Raw genomic sequence first — 8,729 nt, forward strand, 5'->3', positions numbered from 1 at the left:
GCCCCCTCCAGCCCGCCGTCTCGGCCTCCGAGATCCGGCACGACCCCCTCCTCGACGAGCACGTCGGCTACGCGGCCCACCGCCAGTCCCGCACCTACCACCCGCCGGCCGACCAGTGCCCGCTCTGTCCGACCAGGGGCGACCGGCTCAGCGAGATACCCGCCGACTCCTACGAGGTCGCGGTCTTCGAGAACCGCTTCCCGTCCTTCGGCGGCGACGTCGGCCGCTGCGAGGTCGTCTGCTTCACCCCCGACCACGACGCCTCCTTCGCCTCGCTCACCCCCGAGCAGGCCGCGCTCGTCCTGCACGCCTGGACCGACCGCACCGCCGAGCTCGCCGAGCACCCGGGCGTCCGGCAGGTCTACTGCTTCGAGAACCGCGGCGCCGAGATCGGCGTCACCCTCGGCCACCCGCACGGCCAGATCTACGGCTACCCCTTCGTCACCCCGCACACCGCGCGCGCCCTGCGCTCCGTCGCCGCCCACAAGGCCCGCACCGGCGGCAACCTCTACGACGAACTGCTCGCCGCCGAGCGGGCCGACGGGCGCCGCGTCGTGCTGGAGACCGACACCTGGACCGCGTTCGTGCCGCGCGCCGCCCGCTGGCCCTACGAGGTGCACCTCTACCCGCGTCGCCGCCGCGTCCCCGACCTGCCGGCCCTGGACGATGACGAGCGCGCCGGCTTTCCCGCCGTCTACCTGGAGCTGCTGCGCCGCTTCGACCGGATCTTCGGCGAGGGCGCGGGGCCGACCCCGTATATTTCCGGCTGGCACCAAGCGCCCTTCGCGATGCCGGACCGCGAGGACTTCGCGCTGCACCTGGAGCTGTTCACCATCCGGCGCAGCCCCGGGAAGCTCAAGTTCCTGGCCGGCTCCGAGTCGGGCATGGGCGCCTTCGTGAGTGACGTACTGCCGGAGGCCGCGGCCGACCGGCTCCGAGAGGTGGCGACAGAGGCATGAGGTACTTCGTAACGGGCGGCGCGGGCTACGTCGGCGGCACGGTCGCCGCGCACCTGCTCGCCGCCGGGCACCGGGTGACCGTGCTCGACGACCTCTCCACCGGCTTCCGCGCGGGCGTGCCGGCCGGCGCCGAGTTCGTCGAGGGCCGGATCCAGGACGCCGGCAAGTGGCTCGACGGCAGCTACGACGCCGTGCTGCACTTCGCCGCCTGTTCGCAGGTCGGCGAGTCCGTCGTCGTCCCCGAGAAGTACTGGCGCAACAACGTCGCCGGCACCCTCGACCTGCTGACCGCGATGCGCGAGGCGGACGTGCGGACCCTCGTCTTCTCCTCGACGGCCGCGGTCTACGGCGAGCCGACCGCCACCCCGATCACCGAGGACGCGGCCACCGCCCCCACCAACCCGTACGGCGCCAGCAAGCTCGCCGTCGACCACATGATCACCGGCGAGGCCGCCGCGTACGGCCTGGCCGCCGTCTCGTTGCGCTACTTCAACGTGGCCGGCGCGCACCGCGCCGACCCCGCCATCGGCGAGCGGCACGACCCGGAGAGCCACCTGATCCCCGTCGTGCTCCAGGTCGCCCTCGGCCGCCGCGAGACGATCAGTGTCTACGGCACCGACTACCCGACGCCCGACGGCACCTGCGTCCGCGACTACATCCACGTCGACGACCTCGCCGAGGCCCACCTGCTCGCGCTGACCGCCGCCACCGCGGGCGAGCACCTGATCTGCAACCTCGGCAACGGCAACGGCTTCTCGGTCCGCGAGGTCGTCGAGACCGCGCGCCGCGTCACCGGCCACCCCATCCCGGAGACCGAGGCCGGCCGCCGCGCCGGCGACCCGGCCGTGCTGGTCGCCTCCGCCGAGCGCGCCCGCGAGCGCCTCGGCTGGCGGCCGAGCCGCGCGGAGCTGTCCGACATCATCGCGGACGCCTGGGCGTTCGCCACCCGCGACGAGGAGCCGGTCCGATGACGGGCGTCGAAAGCGGGCGCTGGGCCGCCCCAGGACGGGTCAACCTGATCGGCGAACACACGGACTACAACGAGGGCTTCGTGATGCCGTTCGCCCTCCCGCACACCACCGGGGCGACGGCCGCCAGGCGCGCCGACCGGGTGCTGCGGCTGTCGTCCGCCCAGATCGACGGGGCGCCGATCGAGGTCTCCCTCGACGGGCTGGCACCGGGCTCGGTGCCCGGCTGGGCCGCCTACCCGGCTGGCGTCGCCTGGGAGTTGGAGCGGGCCGGCCACCGGCTGGCGGGCGCCGAACTGTCCTTCGACTCCAACGTGCCGACCGGCGCCGGGCTCTCCTCGTCGGCCGCGCTCGAGGTCGTCACGGCCCTCGCGCTGAACGACCTCAACGACCTCGGCCTCACGCCCGAGGCGCTGGCCCGCCTCTCGCAGCGGGCGGAGAACGACTTCGTCGGCATGCCGTGCGGAATCCTGGACCAGATGGCCTCGGCCAGCTGCGCCGCGGGGCACGTCCTGTTCCTCGACACCCGCGACCTCTCCCGCCGCCAGGTGCCGTTCGACATGGCGAGCGAGGGGCTGCGGCTGCTGGTGGTCGACACCCAGGTCAAGCACAGCCACGCGGACGGCGCCTACGCCACCCGCCGCGCCGAGTGCGAGACCGGCGCCGCGACGCTCGGCGTCCCGTTCCTGCGGGACGTCGCGTACGACGACCTCGACGCGGCGCTCTCCCGGCTCCCCGACCCGGCCATCAGGCGCCGGGTGAAGCACATCGTGACGGAGAACCGCCGGGTCGAGCGCGTCATCGACCTCCTCGACGCCGGCCGCGCCCGCGAGATAGGCCCGCTCCTCACCGAGGGCCACGCCTCGCTCCGCGACGACTTCGAGGTCTCCTGCCCCGAACTCGACCTGGTCGTCTCCACCGCCGTCGCCGAGGGCGCCCTCGGCGCCCGCATGACGGGCGGCGGCTTCGGCGGCTCCGCCATCGTCCTGGTCGAGGAGGAGGCGGTCGACGCGGTGGCGAAGGCGGTCAAGGACGCCTTCGCCACGTCCGGTTACCGGGCGCCCCGCACCTTCGAAGCCACCCCTTCGGAAGGCGCCCGCCGCGTCGCGACGCCGTAAGTCCCTCCCCGGCGAGCCCGGGGCCCGGGGGGCGGAGCCCCCGGGGGAACCAGCCCCCGAGGTCCGCGGTCACCGGTAGGCCGGCAGGCCGTTCCGGCAGGCCGTGATCGCTTTGATATCGCGACTTCCGCCAAACCACTTCCGCCACCCGGCCCCGCCCGTACCCTGAGAGAGACGCACCGGTGGGGGCCGGTGCTCGTATCAGGGGGCGAGACAGGTGGGTGCGACGCCCACGGCCCGGCACCGGTGCCGTGCGGCGGCGGCCGCACGGTTCTCCCCGGGGCCGGGTGCCGGCGTCGCGCCCGCCCGAAGCCGAGGGGCTTACGCGAGGGGTGGTTGTGGATCGCATTCGGGTGCTGGTGGTGGACGAGCACCGGATCTTCGCCGAGTCGTTGGCCACGGCGCTCACCGCCGAGCAGGACGTCGAAGCGGCGGCCGTGGGTTCGCTGCCCGCCGCCCACCAGTTGCTCGAGCGTGCCCCCTTCGACGTGCTGCTCCTCGACGCCGGTATGGCGGACGGCGTGGAGGGCGAAGGATCGCTGCTCGCGTCGGCGCAGGAGCGTCTACCGGCCCTTCGCGCTGTCATGCTCGCGGCATACGACGATCCGAAGGTGGCCGCCCAGGCCCTCTCGGCCGGCGCCAGCGGCTGGGTGGCCAAGGACAGTTCGCTGGCCCGGCTGCTCCAGGTGGTGCGCGGCGTGCTGCGCGACGAGACCCACGTCCCGGCGGCCCTGCTGACCGGCGTGCTGCGCGAGTTGAGCCGGGACCGCCGGCACCGCACCGAGCACCAGCGGCTCGTGGAGTCCCTGACGCCTCGCGAACTCGAAGTCCTCCGCTGCATGTTGGCCGGCCTTGGCCGCAAGGCCGTCGCCGAGCGGCTCTACCTCTCCCCGCACACGGTCCGTACCCACATGCAGAACGTCCTCGGCAAGCTCGGCGTCCACTCCACCCTCGCCGCCGTCGCCCTCGCCCGCCGCGCCGGCGTCACCCCCGCCGACTGACCGCGCGGGACGGCGGCCGGCGAACTCAACCCGTGCGGTGACGTCAGGGCCCGGCGCCGCCCACAGAATGGCCGGCATGAGCCAGTTGAACGCGGTCCCGTCGCGGGCTGAGCGAGAACACCTGTCCTTCCGGCTGAGTCGTGTCGCGGCCGAGGCGTGGGGGTGGCTGCTGCGCTGGTCCCGGTCGCCCGGTTTCCCGGCGCAGAGCACGACGCTGCTGGCCTGGGGGCCGGTATGGCTGGTGGTGCTGGTGCCGGCCGAACCCTCACCGCTGGCCGTGCTGTTCAGCGTGCTGGCCCCGCTGCCGCTGCGCTGGCGGCGTCAACGCCCCGCCCTCGCCGGGCATCTCGCCGTGCTGGCCGGCCTCGCCGTCTTCCTGGCCTTCCCCTACGCGGTGCCGCCGCTGGCCGTCGGCGTCCTGCTCGGCTGCTACACGCTCGCCCGGCACCGCGTGCACCATCCCCTCGTGCTGCTGCTCGGCGGCTCGGCGGCGGCGCTGCTGGTCAACTGGGCGCAGGTCCCGCTGCACGAGTGGGGGCCGTACGAGTTCGGCACCCCGCTCGGCACGCAGTTCCTCCCGTCGCTGCCGATCGCCGTCGGAGTCCTCTGTGCGATCGTCGCGGGCGAGGCCGAGCGCGGCCGGGTCGACCTGCGGTGGCGGCGGCGGCGCGACGAGCGGCGGCGCGTGGCGGCCGAGGAGGAACGGGAGGCGATCGCCCGGGAGTTGCACGACATCGTCTCGCACTCGGTGTCCCTGATCGCGGTGCGGGCGGAGAGCGCCACCTACACCACGCCCGACCTGTCGTCCGAGGCCAGGGAGGGCTTCCAGCAGATCGCCCACTCCTCCCGCGAGACGCTGAACGAACTGCGGCAGCTGCTCGGCGTGTTGCGCTCCGACCGGGCCGACGCCGCCTCCGGGGAGGCGGTTCCGGTGCCGCAACCGACGCTCGACCGGCTCGGCGACCTGCTGAACGACCACCGACAGGCGGGCGGCAGCGCCGAGTTGCTGGTGGACGGGACCCGCCGGCGGCTGCCGTCCTCGGTGGAGCTGGCGGCCTACCGCATCGTCCAGGAGTCGCTGACCAACGCGCGTCGGCACGCCCCCGAGTCGCACGCCAGGGTCTCGATCAGGTACCGGGCGGACGGCCTCGCCGTCCAGGTCCTCGACGACGGCCCCGGCCCCGCGGTGGCCGAGGACGAGTCGCACGGCGGGCACGGGGTGATCGGCATGCGCGAGCGCGTGGCGCTGCTCGGCGGCGACTTCTACGCGGGCCCCGGCCCGGACGGCGGGTTCTTCGTCAGCGCCGTGCTGACCTCGCGGACCGCCGGGGAGGCGTCGGCGTGACGATTCGCGTGCTGGTCGCGGACGACCAGGTCGTGGTGCGCGCCGGGTTCGTGGGCCTGCTGCGCACCCAGGACGACATGGAGGTCGTCGGCGAGGCCGCGGACGGCGTCGAGGCACTGGAGATCGCCCGCGAGCAGCGCCCGGACGTGGCGCTGTTGGACATCAGGATGCCCAGGATGGACGGCATCGCGGCGGTGCGCGGGATCCTCGCGGAGCCGGGGTGCCGGACCCGGGTGCTGATGCTCACCACGTTCGGCCTCGACAAGTACGTCTTCGCCTCCCTGGAGGCGGGCGCCAGCGGGTTCCTGCTGAAGGACGCCACCTTCGCCGAACTGCTTCACGCCGTCCGGGTGGTGGCGCGCGGCGAGGCCCTGCTGGCGCCCGGCGTGACGCGGCGGCTGATCGAACGGTTCGTGCCCCGGCGCCGCCCGCGCCTCACCGTGGCGCGCGGGCCCGCCCGCCCGCTACCCGGACTGACCGCGCGGGAGACCGAGGTGCTGACGCTGATCGCGCGGGGCCTGTCCAACGCGGAGATCGCGGCGGCGCTGCTGGTGAGCGACCACACGGTCAAGACCCACATCAACCGCGTCTTCGCCAAGATGAACCTGCGGGACCGGGCCCAGGCGGTCATCCTCGCCTACGAGTCCGGCCTGGTCGGCACCGCGCGCGACGCCGGCTAGGTCCGGTCGCCCGGGCAGGCCCTAGCCACCGCTTCCCCTCGTCGCCCGCAGCGCCCGCTCGCCGACGCCCCGGAGCTGGTCGACCAGCTCCGGCGGCCGCCGCACCGTGAACTCGCAGCCCAGCGTGACCAGTCGGGCCGCCAGCCACTCCACCGACTCGTCGACCTCGCCCCGCAACTCGCAGCTCTCGGCGTCGATCGGCCGCGGCTCGGGCAGGCCGGCGCCCAGCCGCCGTGCCGCCTCGGCGGCCGGCAGGCGCAGCGTCGCCTCCACCTCGAACCGGGGCCGCAGCGAGGCCAGTCGGCGGGTCACGAAGGCCGCCGCGTCGCCGTCCGGCGGTTCGCGGGGCGCGACCCGGACGCCGGTCGGCGCGGGGGCGGCGATCCGGTCGACGCGGAACACCCGCCAGTCGTCCCGTTCCACGTCGAACGCCAGCAGATACCAGCGCCGCCAGGCCGCCACCAGCCGGTACGGCTCCACCAGACGGCGGCTCTCCCGCCCGTCCGCCGCCCGGTACCCGAACCGCAGCCGCTCCCGCCCGGCCGCCGCGCCGGCCAACACGGCCAGCGCCTCCGGATCCACGGCGCCGTCCCCGCCCCCGGGCCACAGCGGCACCGTGGCGAGGCCGAGCGCCGCGACCCGGCGTCGCAGCCGGGCCGGCAGCACCTGCTCCAGCTTGGCCAACGCCCGCAGCGAGGACTCCTCGATCCCGGCCACCGCCGCGTCGGCCGCCGTCCGCAGCCCGACCGCGATCGCCACCGCCTCCTCGTCGTCCAGCAGCAGCGGCGGCATCGCGCTGCCGGCCGCCAGCCGGTAACCGCCGACCACACCCCGCGTCGCCCGCACCGGATAGCCGAGGTCGCGCAACCGTTCGACGTCCCGCCGCACGGTCCGCCGCGTCACCCCGAGCCGCTCGGCCAACTCGCCGCCCGGCCACTCGCGCGGCGTCTGGAGCAGGGAGAGCAGCCGCAGCAGCCGTCCCGCCTGGTTCTCGCTCATGTCGTCAGCCTCATGTCCCCAGCCTCATGTCCTCAGCATGCCGTGTGAACGAGGACCGAAACGGTCCTGTATCCCTCCTAACGTGCCTGTCATGAGCGACGAGATCCTCCCCTTCCGCATCGACATCCCCCAGGCCGAGCTGGACGACCTCCGCGACCGCCTCGCCCGCGCCCGCTGGCCGCGCCAGCTGCCGGGCGAGGGCTGGAGCCGGGGCGTTCCGGTCGCGCACCTCCGCGAGCTGGCCGACCACTGGGCCACCGACTACGACTGGCGGGCCTGGGAGGCCAGGCTCAACGCGTTCCCGCAGTTCACGACGGAGATCGACGGGCTCGACATCCACTTCCTGCACGTCCGCTCCCCGGTGCCGGACGCGCTGCCGCTGATCCTCACCCACGGCTGGCCCAACTCCGTCGTGGAGTTCCTCGACTTCGTCGAGCCGCTGACCGCCCAGGGCTTCCATGTCGTCGCCCCGTCCGTGCCCGGCTTCGGCTTCTCCGCCCCGCCGTCCACCACCGGCTGGAGCGTGGCCCGAGTGGCCCGGATCTGGGCCGAGCTGATGCGCCGCCTCGGCTACCGGCGGTACGGCACGCACGGCGGTGACCTGGGCGCCTACATCGCGCCCGAGGTGGCCGTCGCGGACCCGGAGCATGTCGTCGGCGTGTACATCGACGGCGGCCTCGGCTTCCCCACCGAGGCCGACGTGCCGGAGATGACCCCGGACGAGCTGGCCGGCTACGAGCTGATGAAGACGTGGTCCACCGGCGGTGTCGACCACCACGCGCTGCTGCGCGCCGCGCCGCAGACGTTCTGCTACGGCTGGGACGACTCGCCGATCGGCCAACTGGCCTGGCTCGCCGAGAAGTTCCACCAGTTCAACGTGCAGACCTCGCGGGACGTCTTCCTCACCAACGCGACGGTCTACTGGCTGACCGGCACCTCGGGCACCTCGTCCTGGCCGATGTACGAGACCACCGGCTTCGGCTGGCCCGGCGGCCAGAAGGCCGTCCCCTCCGGCGTCTACGCGGGCCCGCCCGGAATCCGCCGGCTGGCCGAGCGGACGAACCACGTCATCCACTGGCCGGACTCCAACCCGGGGCAGGGCCACTTCCCGGCGATGGAGGTCCCCGAGGCCCTGGCCGCCGATACTCGTTCGTTCTTCGACAAGGCGCTCGCCTACGCTGCCGAGCATGAACAGAGTCGAGCGGCTGCGCGCTGACCACGCCCCCGCGCTGCTGGCGTTCGAGCGGGCGAACCGCGCCTTCTTCGCCCGCTCGATCCCGGACCGCGGCGACGCGTACTTCGCCGACTTCGCCGCCCGTCACCAGGCACTGCTGGCCGAACAGGAGACCGGTGCCTGCCACTTCCACGTCGTCCTGGACGCGGCGGGCGAGCTGATCGGCCGGATCAACCTGGTGGACGTCGAGGCCGGCGCCGCCGAACTCGGCTACCGGATCGGCGAGTCCGCGACCGGCCGTGGCGTGGCGACGGCCGCCGTCGCCGAGGCCTGCCGTCTGGCGGCCGCCGCCTACGGCCTGACCGAGCTGATCGCCGTCACCACCCGCGACAACATCGGCTCGGCGACGGTGCTGGCACGCAACGGCTTCGCCGCCGTCGGCGACATCACCCTCGCCGGCCGCCCCGGCACCCGCTACCGCCGCC

The 8,729-nt window shown here is 74.2% G+C and carries 9 protein-coding genes; 8 read left to right on the forward strand and 1 reads right to left on the reverse strand.

Annotated features, from left to right (window positions below; genetic code table 11):
- The 6 genes from galT to E1283_RS25915 form a co-directional block, all read left to right on the forward strand.
- Positions 1–959 (forward strand): galactose-1-phosphate uridylyltransferase (gene galT / locus E1283_RS25890; RefSeq protein WP_132820566.1); only part of this gene is annotated, 959 nt, incomplete at its 5' end.
- A complete protein-coding gene (gene galE / locus E1283_RS25895) occupies positions 956–1,930 on the forward strand; it encodes a UDP-glucose 4-epimerase GalE (protein WP_132820567.1) in 975 nt (324 codons plus the stop codon). The genes galT and galE, both read left to right, overlap by 4 nt.
- Positions 1,927–3,045 (forward strand): galactokinase, encoded by a 1,119-nt coding sequence (gene galK, locus E1283_RS25900; protein ID WP_132820568.1) that lies wholly within the window; start codon positions 1,927–1,929, stop codon positions 3,043–3,045. Before galE ends, galK begins: the two co-directional genes overlap by 4 nt.
- 338 nt (positions 3,046–3,383) lie before the next feature.
- On the forward strand, positions 3,384–4,046 hold the full coding sequence (locus E1283_RS25905; protein ID WP_243745106.1) for a LuxR C-terminal-related transcriptional regulator: 663 nt from the start codon (positions 3,384–3,386) through the stop codon (positions 4,044–4,046).
- Positions 4,047–4,122: 76 nt separating this feature from the next.
- On the forward strand, positions 4,123–5,391 hold the full coding sequence (locus tag E1283_RS25910; RefSeq protein ID WP_132820569.1) for a histidine kinase: 1,269 nt from the start codon (positions 4,123–4,125) through the stop codon (positions 5,389–5,391).
- Positions 5,388–6,071 carry a response regulator gene (locus E1283_RS25915; protein ID WP_132820570.1) on the forward strand — a complete coding sequence of 228 codons (684 nt, stop codon included), beginning with the start codon at positions 5,388–5,390 and terminating at the stop codon, positions 6,069–6,071. The genes E1283_RS25910 and E1283_RS25915 overlap by 4 nt, the downstream gene beginning before the upstream one ends.
- Positions 6,072–6,092: 21 nt before the next feature.
- Here E1283_RS25915 and E1283_RS25920 read toward each other — a convergent pair whose 3' ends face one another.
- Positions 6,093–7,070: a helix-turn-helix transcriptional regulator gene (locus E1283_RS25920; protein ID WP_132820571.1), complete on the reverse strand. Its 978-nt coding sequence runs from the start codon at positions 7,068–7,070 to the stop codon at positions 6,093–6,095.
- Between the two features lie 91 nt (positions 7,071–7,161).
- On the opposite strand from E1283_RS25920, the gene E1283_RS25925 reads away from it, so the two are divergent.
- On the forward strand, positions 7,162–8,286 hold the full coding sequence (locus E1283_RS25925; RefSeq protein ID WP_132820572.1) for an epoxide hydrolase family protein: 1,125 nt from the start codon (positions 7,162–7,164) through the stop codon (positions 8,284–8,286).
- A partial coding sequence (locus E1283_RS25930) for a GNAT family N-acetyltransferase (protein ID WP_132820573.1) occupies positions 8,258–8,729 on the forward strand: 472 nt, incomplete at its 3' end. The genes E1283_RS25925 and E1283_RS25930, both read left to right, overlap by 29 nt.

Origin of the sequence: Streptomyces hainanensis, assembly GCF_004348415.1 — a bacterium.
GTDB classification, from domain to species: Bacteria; Actinomycetota; Actinomycetes; order Streptomycetales; family Streptomycetaceae; genus Streptomyces; species Streptomyces hainanensis.